Consider the following 20879-nt stretch of genomic DNA (forward strand, 5'->3'; position numbering starts at 1 on the left):
TATGTCTATAATGTAGGCCCAAACTCCTAAACTGAATTTTGAAAAACCTAAGTTTTTAAAATATAGGAATTCATTTTTTTTTCTTTCAAGTTGGATGAGAAAAATAATGGGTACCAAAAAGGTTTTAATTCCAATTAATTGAAATATAGCATTGTATCCATTCAATACAACCAAATATTGGTAAATGATTGTTATTATAAAGCTAATTCCAAAATAGTTCAGGTAGAATATATTTAACACCCGTATTTTTCGTAATAATGACATTCTAAGATGGATAATTTTACTCCTTTGTAATAGTTTAAAACTTAAATTACAATCAAATAACAAAAAAGCTGAACTATGATTAAGGAAAAATCATATTTTTTATCCAATAGATTCTTAATATATATAAAAAATTTATTATTGATAATAAGCTTAGTGTTGCTAATACTCTATTACCCAATTTGGTTATTTATTGGAATTGTAAGCTTTTTTATTTTTCTTAAAATATTAGTATTCAGGTTAATGAGGGCGAAATCATATAAAGTTGGTTTTTTCCTCTTTGGTTTTTCAATTTACTTTTTCATCCTGGCTTTTTGTTTCAAATTATTTGTTGCAGATATATATTATGTGCCAACTAATTCAATGGAAAATACAATTTATCCAGGAGATTATGTATTGGTGAATAAATTGGCAATTGGACCCATTGTTCCTCAAAGACTTTCCCAGTTTCCATGGCTTGGTCTAATATTCAAAAATGAATTTAGTCGGAAGATTAATAAACAATTGGAACATTATCCAACTAGAAGATTAAAGGGCACTGATCAGCTTGAACGTAATGATGTTCTTATATTAGAAATATCAAACAAGTTCAATATTGTCAAGCGTTGTATAGCAATTAGGGGAGATACTTTACTAATTTCGATGGGGAATGTTTTTATTAACGGAAAAGGTATTTTAGAACCACCATTGTCGAAGAACAGGCACTTTTTGGAAGTATCTGACCTTCAAAAGTTTTTTTCCTATACAGACTCAAAAGGATTCAGCAGATATAGATTTCTTGTTCTGGATAAGTCAAGAAGAATTATTGGCTTATTTACAAATGAGGAAATTGAGGTTTTAAAGAGCTCAGGTTTTATTGAAAAATCAGCAATAGTTGAAGGATATCAAAATCCTAAAAGAAATGTTTTCGCCGAAGTGGATGACAATAGCTGGACATCAATTCAAATGGGTCCTTTTGTAGTTCCAAAAAAGAGTATGATAATTACACTTACCCCTTTTTACTATAAAATTTATAGAAATACAATTCTCAATTATGAAAACGAGATAATTGAGGAGATTGATGGGAAATATTATGTAAATGGGCATCAGATTGAACACTACCAGTTTAAAAGGAATTATCTTTTTGTAATGGGTGATAATCGAACTACCTCTATTGATTCTCGTTTTTTTGGATTTATACCTGAAGATATAATTATAGGGAAAGTCCGAAAAACAGTATTTCCGCTTCGTTAAGTCCTTTGTTTTGTCTACAAAAAGTGCTTCCGGAACCAGGCTGCAGCTCGCGCCGGCAGCCCTAAACATCTACAAAATTTTGTGGCCGTTCCCGGATATCGGTTTTTTCCTGGAACGAAAATGTCTACAAATAGGAACCGCCCCCTTTCTTGACGTTCGGCCCAAGGGGTGGCCATGGCCATCTTTGCCGGACAGGGCAAAGACCATCACTTGAACGGGTGCGGGGCATGTATGTGTTGGCTTCTGGATCCCCACGGGGGAGCCTCCCATCGACAGCAAATGTAGCCTGCAGCATTGTGGCCACTTCCATGTTTTTCCTGAAAATCGGGTATCCCACCTTCAGGGGAACCCACCACGATTTTAAGGCAGGGTCGCAAGCTCCCAAAAACCCGTTGTGTCCAAGCAGCAGGCAATGGGTATGGCATCGACGGGGCGACTAACTCCCCAGAGGGGGAAGCACAACCTCTTTAAGGGCTACTAGTGAATGCTATTGCATTGAAATATAACACTTTATATTGATAATAAAAGCAATATAATATTGTATATATATCTTATATTAGAGATGGAATTTATTTATCTTTGGGAAACAAATTATGGAAATAGAAGAATTATTTTTAGAAGCGAATGGCTTTTCTTCAAGAGGTTTTGATGAAGATGATTTTGAAATAATTGGGAATATTAAGGATTGGAAAAGATATGTGCCAACTGAATTTCGTCATAACTGGAAGATTCTTTCTGAACGAGATTAAAAAATTATTTTTATAATGGCCGCACATATGGCTTTGAATGCGGATTGGGAAGAGTAAACAACGAACCTTACCTCTGTTGTCCTTCTCAAAATAGCGTCAAACCCTTTAAGTCCTGTTTCATATCTTTGCTTGAAATATTTTGCTAGGCTTAGGGGTATTCTACTAAAAGTTTATTCTGTATAAATAGGATTGATTTAGAAAATGAATTAACCACGATGCTGTATGCGATAGTTTGGCGGGGAGTTTTACTGTTACATGAAAAAATAACACCACTATTTGTAGTTGAAAAATCTGACATTTATATTTGTTGGAATATACCATTAACTTAATTTTTTTCAACAACACACTCCTCAATTGAATTTCAACTTATTCAACACAATTATTTTTTCTGGTATTGTTTATGGTTTGGTTTTTGCAATAACAGCCATCATCAACCCCAATTTTCGTCATAAGGCAACCCTGTTTTTGGCATTGACTGTTTTGTCTTTGAGCTTAAGCAATTTGCAATATTGGATAAGGGATGTTTACAACATTTCAATTCCTGACCTTCTATATGTTCAATTTGAATTATTAATAATACCCTTCTTTTTTATTTTCCTAACCAAATTGATTTCATTAAAATTAAAATGGTCAATTGTAGTATTTGCTCCATTTTTTTTAGCAACAATTTATCAGTATTGGTCTGGCATAAATCATGAATATAAATACCATGTATATGTCGAGCTGGGTACAATAGTTTTTAACATCATGCTGATTGGCTTGGTATTGTATCATTTGCAAAATTATAGAAGAGGCAAAGACCAAATTGACCATAAGGTAAGGACAGGTTGGATTATAAAGACCATTTACATTGGCGCCATACTTATTCTTTTTTGGGTCATAGTCACATTCACTTTTAGGCTAGGAGATCAAACAGGTCTTGAGGCCTATTATCCGTTATGGATAGGAATTTCTATTTTAATCTACTTCATTGGTCAAAAGTCACTGGTTGATATAAGAACATTGAATGAACGAGCCAGAATTAGAGAGTTAAATTCAAATAATGCGATATCGATTCCACATATAGAAAGAGGGGGTTATGACACTTTCGAAAAAATTGAAAATGAAATTCAAACTTCTAAATTGTATTTGAACCCCAATCTAACTTTATCAAGTGTCGCAAAATTATTTGACATTAGCCCGGGCTATTTATCTCAACTTATGGGGCGATATTCAAAAAATGGATTCAATGATTTAATAAACTACCTAAGAGTCGAAGAATCAAAAAAAATGCTGGGCAACAAGGATTTTCATAAATACACGAATGTTGCCATAGGTCTTGAAGCGGGATTCAATTCAAAGTCAAGCTTTTTTGCCGCGTTTAAAAAACATACAGGCAAAACACCCAATGAATTTAGAAAGTCTATACATCTTTAAAAAGGTCCGAAATATTAAGGTTCCTACATTTTTTGGAGTTTAGCTTCCTTTTGTGTTCCGAAATTGGCAGGAAACATTAAAACCTTTCTAAAAATGATCAAAACACTAAAAACTATCATTTATTTTTCTATCTCCCTGATGCTGTTGGTCGGCTGTCAAGAAGAACCCCTTAATGATTTGGACCAAATTGAGAATCAAGATCCAAATTATTCTGCTTCAAAAATTTCGTTGGAAACATTGTCATCAGAATTAAAACTTGACCCCCATCACGACGAAATCATGTCCATGTTTCAGGGCAATCAAATTGATGAATCCGGCAAAAAACAGAAGGACACATATATTTTGGCTAAATCGAATATCGTCAAGATTACAAAGAAACATGGAACTTCCTATACCATTCAAGCAATTCCTGAAAATAATAGTGAAGGATCATTGTACAACCTTGTCCTATTTGCAAACCCCAATGGAAAGTTGGTAAGGGGGCATCTTTTGGAGTATAGGCCTGATAATTTTGACTGGTTAATTGATCCCTTAAAGCCCTACCAGGGAAGTGTTCAAGTTGTTGAGCAAAATTTTAAAAATTTGGATGACATTTTGAATACTGGTAATGTCACAGCAAAATGTGAACCAGTAATTTCAGAAGGATGGACCTGCAGTTTTGGTTACTCCCATGCACCAGGTGAGTGCAATGCCTCTTCTTTTGTTTATGAATTGAACATATCCTCGAGTTGCAGTGGAGGTGGCGGAACCACAACCAACAATTATAGTACCACTTATGTGGATGAATCCTTGGATGGAGGGTCCGGTGGAACTGGAGGGTCTGGATCAGGGTCGGGTTCTTCCGGTGGAGGCGAAATTGGTGGTAATGAACCAGGTTTTGGAGATGGCGGAACAACCACGACGCCCACAGGTGATATTCTGGTTACATTTTCCCCGGATAATCCAATCAATGATATGAATGATTATTTGGAATGCTTTACGACTAGTCAAGGCGCTACTATAACAGTATATGTTAACGAACCAAACCCGGGGTCTGGAGATACTCATGTCGGATCATATGTTGGACATACTTTCGTTTCTATCCAGCAAGGAAGTAATATTGCCACATTCGGATTTTATCCTGTCAGTGATGACATCAAGCCTCTGTTTGGCACCTCTTCCCCAAGTAAAATGGGTGATGATGGAAAAGACCCCTACACCGTAAGTATTTCATCAACAGTCACAGGAGCCAAGCTTGGCAACATATTAAATTATGCAAAAAATTATCAAAGTTCTTATGATTTGAATACCTATAATTGTACTGACTTCGCGATTGGAGTAGGTAATAAAGCAGGGTTAAATTTACCAGATGCCTACGGTTCATGGACATTTGGAGGAGGATCTAATCCTGGTACTTTAGGGAAGTATTTGTTGAATCGAACTTCAACTTCAAGTCAACCTATCAATAAAAATGGAGGAGCCGCTCCTGAAACCAATAAAGGATGTTAATATGAAATCAATGACACATTTTATTTTTTTCTTCGTATATACTCTAACAGTAGGGTGTAGTGCAAATCAGACGAATACCATGGTTAAAAGATTTGTGGATGACATTATTGTTTCCGGGGATGTTGGAAAAATTGAAGAATATTTAGATTTAGGAACGGAAGTTAAGTCCAACCCTGATTATTTAATTTTTTTCAAAGAATATTTTAAAGAGATTAGGGGCCTATTGGACAAAGGATGTGATTTTGACTATGACTTGCTGACTTTTGAAGAGGCCAAAAAATCCGATGTGAAAAGCATTGAACAATATGAAAAATATTATTCGCACTATGAGCAGGTCTTTTTTATTATCTGTAATGATCAAATTACTTTGCCTTTAATTGTAGAAAATGACAAAATCATTTCTTTTCAAAGTAAAATGCTTAAAAAGTATGGTGGGGATTATTCTCCATTTTTGCTAAATAAATAGGGACAAGAAAATTTATTATTTTTTTAATGACGAGTGCCGTCCAAGTAAGCCTTTTGGACGGCATTTTGTTTTATGAATGCATGGTTGAAGTTTTTTTTAAATTGAGAAATGGAACACTTCTTTTTAACTCTCAGCCCAAGAGGTGGCCATCTTTGCCGGACAGGGCAAAGACCTTCGCTAAAAGACAGCGAGGCATAATGATATTGGCTTTCTTCTTCCCATAAGGGAACCTGCCATCGACGGCAAATGTAGCGTACTACCCTTTGGACACTGCCCTGTTTTTTCTGAAAATCGGGTATCCCCAAGGGAGCCCTCCACGATTTTAAGATACGGTCGCAAACCTACTTAGGTTGGTATGCTTCCAAAAACCGGTGGTGTCCAGGTTGTCCGCATTTGGATGGGCATCGACGGGGCGACTAATTCCCTTTATGGGGAAGCCAACGGCTCTAGGGGCTCCTAATACTACAATATATATAATATTCTATTGAATATATTTTGTATATTGTTGCTATCAAATAATCATATTTACTCGTCACCATGAAAACAATACTGGCTGAAAAGCCCAGTGTTGCCCGTACCATTGCATCTGTTGTTGGTGCTTACCTTCGCAAAGATGGCTATCTGGAGGGCAACGGGTACCAGGTTACCTGGGCACTGGGACATCTCGTAGGTCTTTCGATGCCGGAAGCCTATGGTTTCAAAAACTGGTCCTTGGACCATCTTCCCCTCATTCCTCATGCTTTTAAATTGCAGGTTGCTGATGACCCCGGAATCCAAAAGCAGTTCAAGGTCATTCAATCGCTTTTTCAAAATGCGAACGAAATTATCGTGGCCACCGATGCGGGTCGGGAAGGGGAACTCATTTTTCGGTATATCCTCCAACTGGTCCATCCCCCAAAGCAAATGCCCATCAAACGATTATGGATCTCTGATTTGACTGTAGCTACCATCAAAAAGGGATTGTCCGAACTTCGGCCGATTTCTGAATTTGACCGACTCTATTTTGCAGCCAAGGCACGAAGTGAGGCGGATTGGTTGGTCGGTATCAATTTTACCCAAGGGTATACCGTGGCCAGTGGGAAAAGTAAGCCCTTATCCATCGGTCGGGTGCAAACGGCCACCTTGCGGTTGATCGTAGATCGATACTTGGAAAACCAGGGGTTTCAATCCAAACCGTTTTATGTTCCTAAAATCAACCTGGAACATGGTCAGGATTCCTTTACGCTTTCTTGTGAGACCAAATTTCAGGACAGGGCCGAGGCGGAACAACTTTTGGATGGGCTGGTGGGACAAACGGTTGCCATCCATAAAGAGGACAAGGAAGTAAAGGAAAAACCGCCATTACTGTATGACCTGACCACCCTGCAACGAACAGCCAATAAAGTACATAGGTTTACCGCACAACAAACTCTGGATGCTGCCCAAGCGCTGTATGAAAAGCATAAGCTCATCAGCTATCCCAGAACGGATAGCCAATATTTGGCCAACAATCAAAAGGAGGATGTTTCCAATGTGTTTTCCAGCTTGCCCTCTTTGGAATTTAACGGAACTCAAACGGACACTTTGACTATTGCGTGTATTGCGAATATTGCAGAAAATCTGGTGTTCAATGATGGCAAGATTTCCGACCATTATGCCATTATCCCTACGGGTACATCCATAGATTTAGCCGTTTTAGGGGCCATCGAAAAATCCGTTTTTCTGTTGATCGTACAGCGGTTTTATCAAAGCTTTCTTTCGGATTGTATCAAGGCGCAACGAAAACTAAGTACACAAATTCAAGACCATTCGTTTTCGGCATCCTGTACCCAAATCACTACCAAGGGATGGCGCTTATTATCCCCTGCAGCAGATCAAGAAATTACCCTTCCCGATATCCCCAAAGACACAAAACTTCCCATTTTGGAGGGTTTCATCCATGAAGGGGTGACCAAACCCAAACCGTTGTTTTCGGAAAGTTCCCTCTTGGGTGCCATGGAAACAGCCGGGCAGTTCGTTGCCGATAAAAGCCTTCGGGAAAGTTTAAAGGATAGAGGATTGGGAACCCCAGCCACGCGAGCTTCCATCATTGAAACCTTAATCAAAAGGGTGTATATCACTCGAGAAAAATCCAAATTAATTCCTTCTGAAATAGGGATTGCATTTATTGAATCCCTGAGAAATCTTTCGGTGGCTTCTCCGGAACTGACCGGGGAATGGGAATACCAATTGAAACGGGTGGAGCGAAATGAATTGGCCTATGAAGCATTCATGGATAACATCACCACATATGTCCGGAATGTGTTTCCCCAGGTGGTTGCTGCTGCTCAAAAAGTGGCACAGCTGCAAACCCCGGAAGAGCAATTGCGAAACCAAAGCTTTGGTTCATGTCCCAAATGCCAAACAGGAGACATCCGAAAGGGTAAGAAATCTTTTTACTGCTCTCAATGGAACCAGGATCCCCAATGTGATTTTACGGTTTGGATGAGCCATTGTAACAAGAAGTTGACAGATTCGCAGTTGGTCCAACTCATCTCCACCGGTGCAACCAAGAAATTGAAAGGTTTTAAAAGCAAAGCTGGAAAGGCCTTTGAGGCCAAGCTTGTACTGGATGATGCACACAAGGTCAAGCTGTCTTTTGACACATAACATATTACAGCTGAATATTCTATTGCACATATTACATCTATATCAAATAATCTTTAATACTCGTCAAAATGAAACAGATGTCTACATCGGATACCCCCGTGGTTTTCCATCCCTTTGGAAATATTGGTATTTCCATCAGTGAAAAGGTCAAACACCTTTTTGAAACCAAACTCTATGCGGGACTACTGGCCTATTTGGGCCTGCGTTGCCTGGAATACAACCAGGACGTATTCATCCTATTGGTGCCCGAAGAGGATACCTTACATGTCGGGATTTTAAATGCTGCCTATGAGGATTTGGAGCAATTGGATGTCAAACGCATCGCTACGATCAAGGAGGACTTGAACCTATTTTACTCGAACCAAAAAATTATGTTTGTCAATGAGATTCCTATGTAGGAATAATATTCTATTGCAAATATTATGATACCATAGTATATTTATGAAAATAATAGCATTGAGCAACCAAAAGGGAGGGGTGGCCAAGACCACCACTTGCCTGAACCTTGCGGCCTACGCGGCCAAAAAGCATAAGGTCTTGGTCATTGATTGTGATAAGCAGGCCAATTTGACCAAGAACTTAGGGATTGAAAGTCCTCAAACGACCATCAATGACCTGTTTCTGAAAAGGCCCTTTGACATCCTGAACGTGCGAAAGAACCTGGATCTGATTCCGAGCTCCATTGATTTTGCGGGGATCGATTTGGTGATCCAAGGGGTATTGGCACGGGAGACTATTTTAAAGAAGGCCATTAGGCAGTTCAAAACGAAGTACGATTACATCTTCTTGGATTGTCCCCCGGATATGAATCTGGTCACCGTGAATGCCCTGACCGCATCGGATTATGTGATCGTGCCGGTGCAGGCGACGCAATTCAGTATGGATGGGGTGAGTATTATGGTGGAGTTCATCAATGGGATTCGGGAAAGCCAATTGAATCCTAATTTGACCTTGCTAGGCATTTTGATCACCCATTTTGATCCTCGCTTAAAAATCAGCAAGAGCATTGAAAAGGATTTCAAGGTAAATGAATGGGATGCTGCCTTGTTCAAGACCCGGATTCGAAAGAACACAGCCATTGAAAATTCCCAGCATAAGGACAACCGCATGACCATTTTTGAATACGACAACCGAAGTTCGGGCGCGATGGATTATGCCAGTTTGGGAGAGGAGGTCCTACGAAAAATTAAAAAATTCAACTAGATATGTCATTAAAAGATTTGTTGCCAGAAAACAATCAAGGAGGGAAGAAACCTTCCAAAAATACCAACCCGACCAAGGAAGTGAAAGCTAAACCCGGACGACCCGGCAAACCGGAAACCCAGTATACCTTTTCTATACGGCATGATCTATCCACCAAGGTGTTGCTGGACAAAATCCAAAAGATACAGGAACTGACCAATCCAGCTGCGGGTCGTATTTCCCATGGGGATGTGGTTCGACAGGCTTTGGAGCTCTTGGCCAAGGAAATGAACATGCCCAAACAGGAAAAGACCTATAAACAGTTTATGGAGTTTATTGAGGAAAAGTATTAATGGCAAAGGACCCCTGTATTTTTTGCATCAAAACAGTCTCTTTATTTAAAAAGGCTTTTTAAATAGGGTAAAACCAAATCATGTTTCAATCCTTGTGTATGTCTAGCACACACCCAATCTGAAGGAAATCCTTCTTCAATTTTTTTGGTTTTGTTGTTTAAATAAAAGAATCTATTAGACTTTACTGTTTTGAATCGACTTTTATGTATGGATAACTTTTCATGATGCCCACCCCATACAAACCAAATCCAGGGGAATTTGTTCTTTTCGGAATAACATGTTTCAGGATTCATGTTGTTCTCTAGGTTTTTGATAGCTTCATTCAAATCAGGATTGCACAAGTAAAACAAGTTCAAAACTTGAATGTATATTCTGCCTGTAGTTTGATTACAACTTTTCAAGAGTAAGTTCCTAATTGTGGGTAATAATTTATCGTTGTTTAATGTGATTTCACTAAACCTCTCTTTATTCATATCAATAGGAATGGCACTCCCCGGATTTTTCCCTACAATGGCTCCAATACAAATGTCAGATTCCAAAACTTCATCTACATTTTGAAGATATATTCTTGTATCGAAGCGGTAAAGTTGGTTGTCAATATTTTTGAATTTTGCCCAGTAATATGCCATAATAATCGTTAAAATGAGATTTAGGCGTTTTGATTTATTCGGGTATATCTTTTAAAGTAATCCGAGGTTTCTACATCTGTACAATAAATATAACATCCCTTCATGCCCCTTGTCATCAATGTGCGATAGGTATTTTTAATTATAGTTTTTAATAGGGGCTTCCAATACTTGGGGTCCTCTTTAATACCTTTTTTCCATCCAAAAACCGTTCGGTCACCACTATCCCTTGCTTTTGGATTGACCAAGACTTCATCGTTCCTGACAATCAAATCATTCCCAATGATTACACCAATATAGTCAACCTCCAATCCTTGGGCGGTATGAATACATCCAATTTCTGAAACTGAATTGGGGTCGATTATCCATTTGCCTCCATAATCAGTCATATTCCAACGCATGTCGAATCCAAATTCCTCTTTTTTGAAATCAAATGTTTTGGGGTCTTTTTTACTGGCCCATGGCCAACAATAGCCAGCGACCAGTCTTGCTTTGTTGTTTATTTCATTTTTTGCATAAATGGCTTCCTGCAGTTTTTTGGGATCATCATAAACCCTAAAATCAAATTCGTAATCCAAGGAGCTCAAATCGTAATTTGCAGTTTCTTTTATTTGAAGGGCATTATCCAGCCATGCTAAATAACCGTCCGAGCCGTTGCACCTAAATTGGGATTCCAAAGTTTGTTTATGCACGTTAAGGCCCAATTCCTTGGCCAATTCTTCAATCACATATATTTCGCCATAATCGTCCACTGATACACGTTGGTCTTCATCAATGAAAAAAATTGACGACAGTGAAGACTTTAAAATTTCTTTAATTTGATTATCTCCTCTTTTCAGAAATCCTGTTTTTTCTGTAAGTCGATGGGCCTCATCAACAATCAATGTATTAATGATATTTTCAGGAGCTTTGATAAAGGTCCCTGAACCAACAAACAGGGATTTTAATTCTGCCATCCTTTTTTGCCCTTTTAACTTTTCAAAATAGACGTCCCGAGGTGCAGAAGTTTTTGTGACATATTGGGACATTTTCCCTCTTCGGTTTAGCTCAACGAGCAAATTGATGGCCACTACGGACTTTCCGGTACCAGGGCCACCTTCTACAATGAGAACATTTTTGTTCTTTTCATGGGATTTCAAGGCTAAATCCAATGCGGTTTCGTAAACCACTTTTTGATCGTCGATCATAATAAATTCTTTATGACCTTTGATCATTTGGCGTAAACTGTCCGCTAGACTTTTTGTCGGTTTGATTTTACCATTATCAATGCGGAACATGATATTGGAATCATCCCCTTGTTTGATATATTTCTTAATGAATGTCCTTAATTTGATTGCATCTGGTTTAAGAAATAGGGGGGCTTTCTCCGTGTAAAAGGAATAAAAATCACTTGTGATGTTATTATCTGGAGTATAATTGTGTAAATAGGCACAAGGATATAATGCGATTGATTCTTCATCTACCGTTGCATTGAAGGAGGATAATAGAGCAGCATAGGACCAGGCTTGGTAAGAAGGGTGGCTGGTTTCTGACTCCCCAAACTGAAACCTTGTTTTTACAATACCATCTTTTGAGGTCGTTTCTGCATAGTCCCATTGCTTAAGTTCAATGATAATGACATTCTCTTGAGCTCCATCTTTTCCTGTAATAATAAAATCAACACGTTTTGAGGTTTGAGGAAGATGATATTCTATGGATATTCCAGAATCCTCTGGAATATCCGGGTCCCTTACAACCCTTTCCATGTAGCTCAATGAATTTTCAAATGACCTGATTTCATTAGGGGCTACCTTATGCCCTGTTTTTGAAATAATCTGATTGGATATAATTGTACCAATATCGTTTGTCAAAATATCATTACTGAAATCTTCTTTGGTCTTATGGTAAACAATCATAGATCAGTATATTTCTTGGCAGTGCCCTTTGCTTTGTCTATAGGATATTTTTTTGCGTTTTTTTCAATTTTCTCCAATAAGATTTCTTTTACATCAAAACCATATTTTTCAGCTAATAACAAAGCATAGGCAATAACATCAGCAAGCTCTTCTTTAACCTTTTCCTTTTCCGCTTGCTCCGAGGATTTCCAGAGAAAGTTTTCCAAAAGCTCACCGGCTTCAATATTAAGTGCAACAGCCAGGTCCTTTGGGTTATGGAATTGTTCCCAATTCCTTTCATTCCGGAATTGTATCAAAGCATTGATGATTTCTTCTATATCATTCATGGGATGATGTTGTTAAATGTTGCTGAGCTATTTACTTTATTTTCAATATACGTACAATTGATCAAATGGAATTTCGTGCAAAGTAAAACCGGATTAATTATGACGGAGCATCAATGTTATTTCATTTAAGATTTTGCCCGTTACTGGATGTAATACGGGAGCAGTAAAATATTCAATTTACCCATCTTTATTTTTCAAACACATATTATTTGCTTACCATCTTCCTCAAAAAATTGGAAAGCTATGTTGACCTTCACTATTTTGAAATTTTTGGATGCCAGGTAGCTTTGTGAATTACAATTGTATATAACTCAGGCATTTTGCCTATTAATTTAAAATCAACCACTATAATTCCCTTAATTGTGATTATTTTCAATTTCAAATGGTATTCTCAATAAATTGTCCTTTATAAACTTTATTGTATCATGATTTAACTTTCCGGTTTTTTGGTAAGCCTTCCATTCAGCCACACCATCGAATACAACTTGTCGGATAAAAATCGCTACACCGTTTTCTTTGTTTTGGGATTCAATATCTTTCCAATGTGGATGATTTGGGTTAAACACCAAGATTATTAATGTTCTTCCATCCTCAATTTTCTTTGAAGAATCGGCAAGAATATATGGATCATATGGCGACATGTCTTCATCAGTATAAAGCTTAATCGTTAGTTCATTCAAATTAATAATTACCGGTTCGCTTATTCTTTTAACTATTGCTTGAAGTAGATATTCATTTGAATCTGCTAAAGCTTCCTCAGGAGGAATTTCAATGTTTTCTAAAAGATCAGATGCCTCAGGGCTTTCTAATTCTTTTGAAATTTCTTCAAAGCCAATCAAAACATCTGATGCGCCAGGGTAGCCATCAATAACTTTTACTCTGCGGGTAGATGCGATTCGCTTTATTTCACTGAGTTCTTCAACTAAAGTTTCTTCAACGATTTCCTCTTCCTCACCCGTCCAAAGGATTTGGTCCTTTGTGTGGCTTACATCAAAATCATCAATAAATAATTCGCCTACCATTCGCTGATTAACCAAATCATTTCGTCCGCCTTCTTGATCTCCAAAAATTAAATCAGGCCTGTAATTTGGATTAATTACTCTGTTGTTCTGAACCAAAGCGAACCCAGCTTTTCCTCTTCCTCCTTTCTCCAAAATACCTGCCCAACCTTTAACAGACTTTCCATTAACTTCGAAATGAAATTCTTTTTTTATAGTATCTCCTTCAAAATTCTGTAGAAGCAAATCTTCAATAGGCAACCATTCTAATGGCTCAGAATTCCAATAGATTTCAATTTCATTTGACATTATATCATATCTATAAATTGAGGAAAGATATGATTTCACTTTTCCTATTGTTTGCCCTACAAATCTCTTGTGCAAATTTTTAATGGTAATGATTGTGAAATGTTTTTCAGGCTCAATATCCTTTTGCTCAATATCAAGTTTTATACTTCCTCCGCTAATATCAGCAATGTTTACCTTAATGAAATACTTTTTGCCGACACCTAGCATGCTTGTTTCAACAGTCCATGTATCTCCCAACCAAAATGATGCTGTTTTCATTCCAAGACCATACTTGCTTCTGCCTTTATCATTGTCAGGTTTTTGGCCAGCGTTGAATGCCCTTCTCAGCACAGATTCGTCCATTCCAATAGAATTGTCCTCAATCCTAAAATAATCTTCTGATAAGTCGTTACCTCTGTGATAAAGAATGTCTACGAATAGTTTATTTCCTTCTTCTTTCAAGACGGAACTGAGTTGATCTTTATGATTTATATACGCCTGTGTTGAATTATCAACGAATTCCGAAAGTGCATACCAAAGTTTATATGATAATCGTTTGTATGATTCGGCTATGTTCGCAGTAAATGTTAATTCTAGATTTTCCATAGTCAATTCTCTTTTAAGAAGTATTCCTCATTGTCTGATTTAATAAGAAAGTATTGTTTGCGGACATTTAGGGGATTGCGGCCAACTGGGATTAAAATAGTTCTAGGACCATGGTTTTGTCTTTCCCATAAAGTCTTCCTTCCATCATAATAGATTATAAGTCGTTGCTTATGCTTTATTGTAAGTAATGTACCTTTTTCAACTATTAGTGTATTGGCGGGGTGCTTAGGGAAACTGCATCTTGATCTACCTGTTTCGAACACTGGATATTGCCCGTCCAGCCGATATGCCTCCACTCCTTCTGGATGATCGTACAAAGCAAAAACCATAATTCCGGTTCTTGGGTAAGTCATAAGGTCATCAGCCCACTTCGGATACTCATTTACCATTACTAGAACCTTGGGTGGATCAGCTCGTATGAGGTTTTCTAGCTTGGCTTGATCAAGTGAAGGTTTTTTGCCCACTAAATACTTACTAATGGCACGGGCGTTGTATCTTCCATGACTAAAAACTCTGATTTGTTTTTCAGTGTGTCCTTTAAAAGGTTTTTTGGCTAATTCAACCTCAACCACATACCAAACGCTATAATCCTTTTTTATTAAACATAAATCGGGATCACTACTCTCACCATCATAATATATTGTTTGTTTTAGCGGCAGCATATAATAGTCAGGAAATACATCGTCAGCCTTAGATAAGATGGTCTTTTCAAGGTCATCTTCTATATAGGTGCCAGGCATAAACTCTTCATACCAATCATCGAGTATTAATAGTCTTGATTTTCCTCTCATAGCCGATCACCCATGAAGTGTTTTGTACTTTCTTTAATTAGATCATAAGTCAAGTCAGATTTGCCATTTAATCTGTGGTTATCCTTAAAAGGATTAATGTCCGAGAGTATTACAATTCGATCTGTAGCAGTTGCCTTACCCTTAGTTTCACCCCAAATTCGAGTAGTCTTGTCAACTCCCTGTATGTAATCAGAGAAAATCCAAACGTTTTTAAACAGTTGATTTTCTTTAATCATTATAGCAAATTCACGGGCAAGCGGAATTACACTATTTTTTGATTTTGCAACATCACCAATGACAAATACTGCAACACCATCAGGTTTGAGGAGATTCTTGAACTGACTAACGGTATCCTTTGAGAATTTTATCCATTCAAAGAGGTTCAAATCATCATCAAGCTCGTTTGAAATCAATTCAGGATTAGCATCCAAAAACCAAGAGCGAATCCAATTTTGACGAGCGTAGTTTATTATTCCCAGGTATGGGGGCGAGGTTAAGATTAAATCAACCTTGTTTTTTAACTTTTTAAATTCATCAGTTTTAGAAACAACTTTGGCATCGCTTCGATAGACAAGACTACTGTTTTTTGGAAAAGAATGCTTATCAAAGGTTCTAATTATTTTTTCTCGGAGCAATTGAAAAGTATTGCGATACTCCCTATTCAATTGATTAGTTTGTACGAATCGTCTAACGTACTCTGGAGACATGCTAAAAGTATTAGGCATACTTATGGACAGATAACCTGAGGTTCCATCTTTCCTTTCACCACCGTGCATTATCCCCAGGATTGTACCAACTAAAATCTTTTCTTCATCAGTTTTGGGCTCTTTCAGTACAAGCTTTAAATAACAAAGTTCTGCCAACGTACGAGGGTGAAAAATTAAATGAATTTCATCTGCTTGTGCTTTGGCTTCCGGCAGGAATAAGGGATAATCATAATTTTCTTCCAGTTCATCAATTAGCCTGAGAATTTCTTTAATATCTGCCTTAACAGATTTTGCATGGCTCAAAGCCAAGGCAATAGGATTTAAGTCGGAGGCAACTGATTTGCGATTTAAAATTCTCGCTTCTAGTAGTGTAGTTCCGCGCCCCGAGAAAGGGTCGTAAACCAAATCACCTTCATCAGTAAAATACTTGATAAAGTAATTTGCCAAACTTGGAGGAAAGGAACCAAGATAGGAGCATAACGAATGCAAAGGGTCGCTACTTCTTTTATTTGCCCATGGCGTAACAAACTCTAATTCCTTCATGTAATTACGCTATCATTTTGAATGCTTTCAGTTATAATGGGCTCAAAAAAGTCATTAATCATACCACAAACAGTTTCACTGGCATTTTTAAGATATTCATCTCGTAGTTTTTCAAGATGTTCGACTGAAACACTTTCTTCATCGTTTTCAAAAAGTTTTGAAGGTTCTACCTTGTTAGCCATAAAAGCATAAAAAGAAATGTGCTCGAGATATTTGTTCTGAATACTGTCTACTGCTTCTTCACTATAACGTTGTGCTCTCGCAACCAACTTGGTTAAATTTTTATTCTCTGCAGACACATAAATGATTACACCGTCTTGATCGTCAAGTACCTGTGCAACACTTTGGTCGTTCCACTCATTTTCTGAAAACCATTGACTGTTGCGATCAACAAATTCCACTTGGATATTTGGAGTTTTATTAGCTCCATCACCTTTTGGATTTGAATCTTCTGGCCGCTCAATTGCGACCACATCAACTGTAGAATTAAAGGATTTTTGTCTTGGTGGACGGAGTTCAAGAGTAATTTGACCATCATCTCCAATTTGAGTTTCTTCGGAAACTCTGAAATGAGCTAAACCATATCCATCAACTACTCTTGCCGTGCCTGTGAACATTCCAAAGGATTGAGGCTCAATAAAGGCGACAAAGGTCTCCGTTTTGTTGAAGTAACTTGGGTGAGCATCTGTTTTGAATTTTATTGCAAAGCTCTTATTCTGATACACTTCCTTTGGAGAAGGTGTAACAATCTCAAAGAATGTTGGTGGGTCTTCAACAGGAATTTCAGGGAGTTTTTCGCTATTATGGGTCTCATTTGTTTTCATTGCTGTAACTGAGCTACCACTTCCTGAACTTTTAAGATAAGAGTTTATTCTTTTCGCTAGTCGTTTTCTAAGATTGTCTAGAGCAGAAGTGTCTTCTTGAGTGAAGTAACGCTGCTTTCTTTCACGGTCAAGACGCTTTAATTCATCATCTGCATCAAGAGTGTCTAGAGTTAATTTTTTAAGTTCTTCTAGAATCGAAGTGTCTCGAAGCGATTCCCTTGTGCTGCTAAAAAGCTGCCTTTTGGAATCATTATCCATATTATCTGCCTCAATTTGAACAATCAAGTAGTTGTCAAGAAATGGTAGTTTGAGGTCATTTTTGATTAACGTATTACTGATTACACCTTGCTTTTGTCCATTGAAAGTAATTACAATGGGTTGAGACGGAAGCACGTAATTTTTAATTCGAGTTTTTGGGTTTTCTCCTGTTGTATTTAAAACCCAGTAGTAAATTATGACTTTACCATCCTTGAACGTTAATGGCACTTCCTGTCTATAATCCAAGAAGTCAGTATTGGTTAATAGGCGATTATTACCTGTTACTGTTCTGTTAACTGGTTTTGAACCGCGTTCATCTGAAATGGTAAACGGAATTATTGGGTCAAATAGATAATTGTGGGCTAAATACCATAACCCTGTTCCCGGGGCAGTCATGTTTCCTTTGAATTTCCCCAAATCCATCATTAAATGCCTTACTAATGTGCCAGGCTCGAAATCCGTGTCATCAATCTCGGTCACGAATGGTTGACCAGTTCCTTTGTCTACCATATACTCGTACCATTCATGCTTATCTTTATTTACATCACCTGGATTAATTCGAACAATTGTCCAAGCCACTTTTGGCTTTTTCCTTTTGTCTCCAAAATATGGTCTCGAAATAATAATTGTAAGGTCGTTGTACGAAAGGGCAGTTGATCCACCTTGTCCATAGGCACCCATAAGGTGTAGCTTACCAATTTTATTATTTCCGTTTAGGTCAAGAATAGTTTTTGAAAACTGCTCGGGTTCTAGGCCAATTCCTAAATCTCTCACTTCTATAGTTGGTTTGGTTTTCTGACCTGAGTCTGTAAGTGTTACTTTCACTTTTGGCGAAAGTGATCTAATTCTTTCATCGTTACTGTCCGAAATCTTGGAAATTTTTCCTTGTTCTATATTAAACCATAGTTCACTTGCTCTTCTTGGCGATTTAATATCTGTTGGTCCTTCTTTTTCAACCCATTCTTTTTCTAAAATAGCATCAATTGCATTTGTAATTCTCTCGGTAACTCCCGCAGCTGGGTCTGTTCCAATGTTAATAGTTGCAAGATTGTTTTTTCTATTTCCGACAGGTTCAAAGCGATATTTTGCCTTGCCAATTTTCATTATCACTTCTCTTACTTGCTCTGGCTTGTGTGCCGCAAGAAGACTTTTAAATATTTCTTTCATTTCTAAAAGTTGAATGAGTCAATGTTGTTTTTCAAGTTCTTTTTGTAAAGCGTTTCCATAGTTTTGAGTTCGTCTTTTATGGCTTTTATCATTTTTTGAACATCGTCCTCCGAGTATTCATAATTGTTGATGTTTGAGCATTTAGATAAGCTACGAATGCCTGAAAGTAGCTTGTCAACCCTTTTAGAAGCTACACGCTTAAATCTGTTTCTTTTTAGTTCAGAATTGTTCATAGTTCTGATATTTTCTAGAATATAGGGTCAAATGTATTATTATTTACTACATAATAAAAAATATAGTATAAAATTCTATGAAGGCTTGTGTAAATTAGTTCTTTTGGTTTTCAGTGATTAGGTTGTGCCTTGGCAAAACTAAATACGCTGTATACAGTAGATATTTACATTACTTAAAACTTCATTGTTGGGAGTTCAATTACATCTATAAACACCCAATAAGGAATAAAAACGATGAATTTGATTTTATTTTTTAAATGTAGGAAAATTCAATGAATAAAGATGAATATCACTTTGTTTGCTCTTCACAAAATATCGCCAAACCTTTTGGTTTTGCCTAACATCTTTTCTCAATTCACTAAGTTAAGTCGAAGTTTGATTAGACCTACTATCACCAATCCTTTCACCAAAGTACGCCCATGAAATATTCCCATCAAAAGACTACGGCATAAACCAGGGCCCAAGGGCCACTTATTTATTCCGTTTCCTTTTGAGCTGAAATTTCCCTATCACATGGTGTTCGCAAAACGATTGTTTAATTAAAATCATGTATTATGAAAACAAAGGATTTTGCAGAGCAGGTAGAGAGCTTGCCAAAGAAACACAAAATGGCTATCTTGGGTATTATTGATGCCAAAGTTGAAACTGACATGGAAAAAATAATGCACAAATTGGACGCAATGGACACGAAGATTTCGGTGCTCTACTGGCTCATTGGTGCCTTGGCAGTCCTAATGAGTATCTATAAGTTTTTAGGGTAGCCCTCGGGCTACTTTTTCTTTTTGTCATGGTTTTTGACACAAAAACACACGCCAAAAGGTTGGCTTATTATTCCTGTCTTTTCCGCAAATAATAGGTAAAATTAATACCCACACCTAAAGTCACTTCATTGTAAGCACCAACCTTGTAATACCTGAGGAAAGTTGAAATACGCCTAAATGAACGTCTAATTTCCCCTTCGTATTCGCTAACCGATTTGTAAATACTCGTTTTTGCACTAACAGTAGCATAGAACGGAGGTCCCAACCAAGTTCCAACGCCGACTAATGGGCCATTAGAATAGATCAAGGTATCGTCTTTAAGGTATCTAATATTGCTGAACCCTACATGGGTCATCAATCCTCGAGTATGTAGAGTGGCTTCAATACTATTGGTCTTGGATTCAATTGTTTGATCAAAATCCAAGTCTCGCAATGTAGCATTGATATCCATGTTGAATCCACAATTCACAAACAGATGTTCTAGGTTAACGTAGGCATTTAATAAACGATTATCCTTTAAATTGGTTTGGTAGCCAATACCACTTTTTAAGGTGGGTGTGCCCCAAAAGGACGGAAAGGTAAAATCAAACTGTCCTCCTACTGGACCGTTGAGGACCCCACTTTTAATAGAAAAACCGATTTGTTGCGCATCAAAAAAACAGATGGTGCAATCTTCCTTCATAAAGATTTCAATAAAGGTTTCTTCCTTTAATCTATATTCCAGGGGTTTAAACCCAACATATAGGAAAGACAAAACCTGAATGGAATCCGGCACATTGATGGTAAAGTTGCCATCAAAATCGGTTTGTGTACCTATTTTGGTTCCTTTGAGTAAAACAGTAACACCTGGCAGTGGACCGTTTTCCCCTTTTATTTTTATGACTCCAGAATATTCGGTGGTTTGTCCTTGGACTACCGAAATAAAAAGGAGAAAAATTGAAACTATAGCTTTTCTCAAAATCATTGGGTTGGTTTTTCACCTAAAGTATATGATGTGTTGGTAAGATGAAAGGCCGAATGAGTGAAGTGTGAATCTGGCTGAGTAATGGTAAATTGAAGGAGAAGTATCGGATTTATATC

General features: G+C 37.4%; 18 protein-coding genes. 10 read left to right on the top strand and 8 right to left on the bottom strand.

The annotated features are described in order from the left end of the window. Window positions 1-339 precede the first annotated feature (339 nt). From lepB to EO131_RS14145, 9 genes are all read left to right on the top strand, one after another. The gene (lepB, locus tag EO131_RS14110; protein ID WP_127023528.1) at window positions 340-1494 is read left to right on the top strand and encodes a signal peptidase I; all 1155 of its coding nucleotides are present in this window, start codon (window positions 340-342) and stop codon (window positions 1492-1494) included. A 593-nt stretch (window positions 1495-2087) separates the two neighbouring features. After that, the gene (locus EO131_RS17195; RefSeq protein WP_164731701.1) at window positions 2088-2243 is read left to right on the top strand and encodes a hypothetical protein; all 156 of its coding nucleotides are present in this window, start codon (window positions 2088-2090) and stop codon (window positions 2241-2243) included. A gap of 354 nt (window positions 2244-2597) precedes the next feature. Further along, window positions 2598-3659: a helix-turn-helix domain-containing protein gene (locus EO131_RS14115; RefSeq protein ID WP_127023531.1), complete on the top strand. Its 1062-nt coding sequence runs from the start codon at window positions 2598-2600 to the stop codon at window positions 3657-3659. Between the two features lie 93 nt (window positions 3660-3752). Next, window positions 3753-5147, top strand: coding sequence for a hypothetical protein (locus EO131_RS14120; RefSeq protein ID WP_127023534.1), 1395 nt, complete (start codon window positions 3753-3755; stop codon window positions 5145-5147). A gap of 79 nt (window positions 5148-5226) precedes the next feature. Continuing rightward, window positions 5227-5613: a hypothetical protein gene (locus tag EO131_RS14125; RefSeq protein WP_127023537.1), complete on the top strand. Its 387-nt coding sequence runs from the start codon at window positions 5227-5229 to the stop codon at window positions 5611-5613. Between the two features lie 537 nt (window positions 5614-6150). Continuing rightward, the gene (locus tag EO131_RS14130) at window positions 6151-8241 is read left to right on the top strand and encodes a type IA DNA topoisomerase (protein WP_127023540.1); all 2091 of its coding nucleotides are present in this window, start codon (window positions 6151-6153) and stop codon (window positions 8239-8241) included. Window positions 8242-8309: 68 nt separating this feature from the next. Next, the gene (locus EO131_RS14135) at window positions 8310-8639 is read left to right on the top strand and encodes a hypothetical protein (RefSeq protein ID WP_127023543.1); all 330 of its coding nucleotides are present in this window, start codon (window positions 8310-8312) and stop codon (window positions 8637-8639) included. Window positions 8640-8682: 43 nt separating this feature from the next. Beyond that, complete coding sequence (locus EO131_RS14140; protein ID WP_127023546.1) at window positions 8683-9444, top strand: ParA family protein; 762 nt, start codon at window positions 8683-8685, stop codon at window positions 9442-9444. A gap of 2 nt (window positions 9445-9446) precedes the next feature. After that, the gene (locus tag EO131_RS14145; protein WP_127023549.1) at window positions 9447-9776 is read left to right on the top strand and encodes a hypothetical protein; all 330 of its coding nucleotides are present in this window, start codon (window positions 9447-9449) and stop codon (window positions 9774-9776) included. Window positions 9777-9817: 41 nt separating this feature from the next. Here EO131_RS14145 and EO131_RS14150 read toward each other — a convergent pair whose 3' ends face one another. The 7 genes from EO131_RS14150 to EO131_RS14180 form a co-directional block, all read right to left on the bottom strand. Further along, window positions 9818-10405: a hypothetical protein gene (locus tag EO131_RS14150; RefSeq protein ID WP_127023552.1), complete on the bottom strand. Its 588-nt coding sequence runs from the start codon at window positions 10403-10405 to the stop codon at window positions 9818-9820. Window positions 10406-10425: 20 nt separating this feature from the next. Then, window positions 10426-12297 (bottom strand): DUF2075 domain-containing protein, encoded by a 1872-nt coding sequence (locus EO131_RS14155; protein WP_127023555.1) that lies wholly within the window; start codon window positions 12295-12297, stop codon window positions 10426-10428. Beyond that, window positions 12294-12623 carry a nucleotide pyrophosphohydrolase gene (locus EO131_RS14160; protein ID WP_127023558.1) on the bottom strand — a complete coding sequence of 110 codons (330 nt, stop codon included), beginning with the start codon at window positions 12621-12623 and terminating at the stop codon, window positions 12294-12296. The genes EO131_RS14155 and EO131_RS14160 overlap by 4 nt, the downstream gene beginning before the upstream one ends. 356 nt (window positions 12624-12979) lie before the next feature. Continuing rightward, window positions 12980-14515 carry an ATP-binding protein gene (locus EO131_RS14165; RefSeq protein WP_127023561.1) on the bottom strand — a complete coding sequence of 512 codons (1536 nt, stop codon included), beginning with the start codon at window positions 14513-14515 and terminating at the stop codon, window positions 12980-12982. Window positions 14516-14517: 2 nt separating this feature from the next. Further along, on the bottom strand, window positions 14518-15306 hold the full coding sequence (locus EO131_RS14170) for a hypothetical protein (RefSeq protein ID WP_127023564.1): 789 nt from the start codon (window positions 15304-15306) through the stop codon (window positions 14518-14520). Beyond that, complete coding sequence (locus tag EO131_RS14175; protein ID WP_127023567.1) at window positions 15303-16556, bottom strand: DNA methyltransferase; 1254 nt, start codon at window positions 16554-16556, stop codon at window positions 15303-15305. Before EO131_RS14175 ends, EO131_RS14170 begins: the two co-directional genes overlap by 4 nt. After that, on the bottom strand, window positions 16553-18805 hold the full coding sequence (locus EO131_RS14180; RefSeq protein WP_127023570.1) for a hypothetical protein: 2253 nt from the start codon (window positions 18803-18805) through the stop codon (window positions 16553-16555). Before EO131_RS14180 ends, EO131_RS14175 begins: the two co-directional genes overlap by 4 nt. A gap of 787 nt (window positions 18806-19592) precedes the next feature. Between EO131_RS14180 and EO131_RS14190 the strand changes: the two genes are divergently transcribed. Beyond that, a complete protein-coding gene (locus EO131_RS14190) occupies window positions 19593-19799 on the top strand; it encodes a hypothetical protein (RefSeq protein ID WP_127023576.1) in 207 nt (68 codons plus the stop codon). Window positions 19800-19866: 67 nt separating this feature from the next. Here EO131_RS14190 and EO131_RS14195 read toward each other — a convergent pair whose 3' ends face one another. Then, window positions 19867-20757: a carboxypeptidase-like regulatory domain-containing protein gene (locus tag EO131_RS14195; protein ID WP_241243861.1), complete on the bottom strand. Its 891-nt coding sequence runs from the start codon at window positions 20755-20757 to the stop codon at window positions 19867-19869. Window positions 20758-20879 lie beyond the last annotated feature (122 nt).

The organism is Flagellimonas beolgyonensis (assembly GCF_003992615.1).
Lineage (GTDB): Bacteria > Bacteroidota > Bacteroidia > Flavobacteriales > Flavobacteriaceae > Flagellimonas > Flagellimonas beolgyonensis.

Coding starts and splice junctions, on each gene's coding strand:
- lepB (WP_127023528.1), top strand. CDS start 340: ATGATTAAGGAAAAATCATATTTTTTATCCAATAGATTCTTAATATAT.
- EO131_RS17195 (WP_164731701.1), top strand. CDS start 2,088: ATGGAAATAGAAGAATTATTTTTAGAAGCGAATGGCTTTTCTTCAAGA.
- EO131_RS14120 (WP_127023534.1), top strand. CDS start 3,753: ATGATCAAAACACTAAAAACTATCATTTATTTTTCTATCTCCCTGATG.
- EO131_RS14125 (WP_127023537.1), top strand. CDS start 5,227: ATGGTTAAAAGATTTGTGGATGACATTATTGTTTCCGGGGATGTTGGA.
- EO131_RS14130 (WP_127023540.1), top strand. CDS start 6,151: ATGAAAACAATACTGGCTGAAAAGCCCAGTGTTGCCCGTACCATTGCA.
- EO131_RS14135 (WP_127023543.1), top strand. CDS start 8,310: ATGAAACAGATGTCTACATCGGATACCCCCGTGGTTTTCCATCCCTTT.
- EO131_RS14140 (WP_127023546.1), top strand. CDS start 8,683: ATGAAAATAATAGCATTGAGCAACCAAAAGGGAGGGGTGGCCAAGACC.
- EO131_RS14145 (WP_127023549.1), top strand. CDS start 9,447: ATGTCATTAAAAGATTTGTTGCCAGAAAACAATCAAGGAGGGAAGAAA.
- EO131_RS14150 (WP_127023552.1), bottom strand. CDS start 10,405: ATGGCATATTACTGGGCAAAATTCAAAAATATTGACAACCAACTTTAC.
- EO131_RS14155 (WP_127023555.1), bottom strand. CDS start 12,297: ATGATTGTTTACCATAAGACCAAAGAAGATTTCAGTAATGATATTTTG.
- EO131_RS14160 (WP_127023558.1), bottom strand. CDS start 12,623: ATGAATGATATAGAAGAAATCATCAATGCTTTGATACAATTCCGGAAT.
- EO131_RS14165 (WP_127023561.1), bottom strand. CDS start 14,515: ATGGAAAATCTAGAATTAACATTTACTGCGAACATAGCCGAATCATAC.
- EO131_RS14170 (WP_127023564.1), bottom strand. CDS start 15,306: ATGAGAGGAAAATCAAGACTATTAATACTCGATGATTGGTATGAAGAG.
- EO131_RS14175 (WP_127023567.1), bottom strand. CDS start 16,556: ATGAAGGAATTAGAGTTTGTTACGCCATGGGCAAATAAAAGAAGTAGC.
- EO131_RS14180 (WP_127023570.1), bottom strand. CDS start 18,805: ATGAAAGAAATATTTAAAAGTCTTCTTGCGGCACACAAGCCAGAGCAA.
- EO131_RS14190 (WP_127023576.1), top strand. CDS start 19,593: ATGAAAACAAAGGATTTTGCAGAGCAGGTAGAGAGCTTGCCAAAGAAA.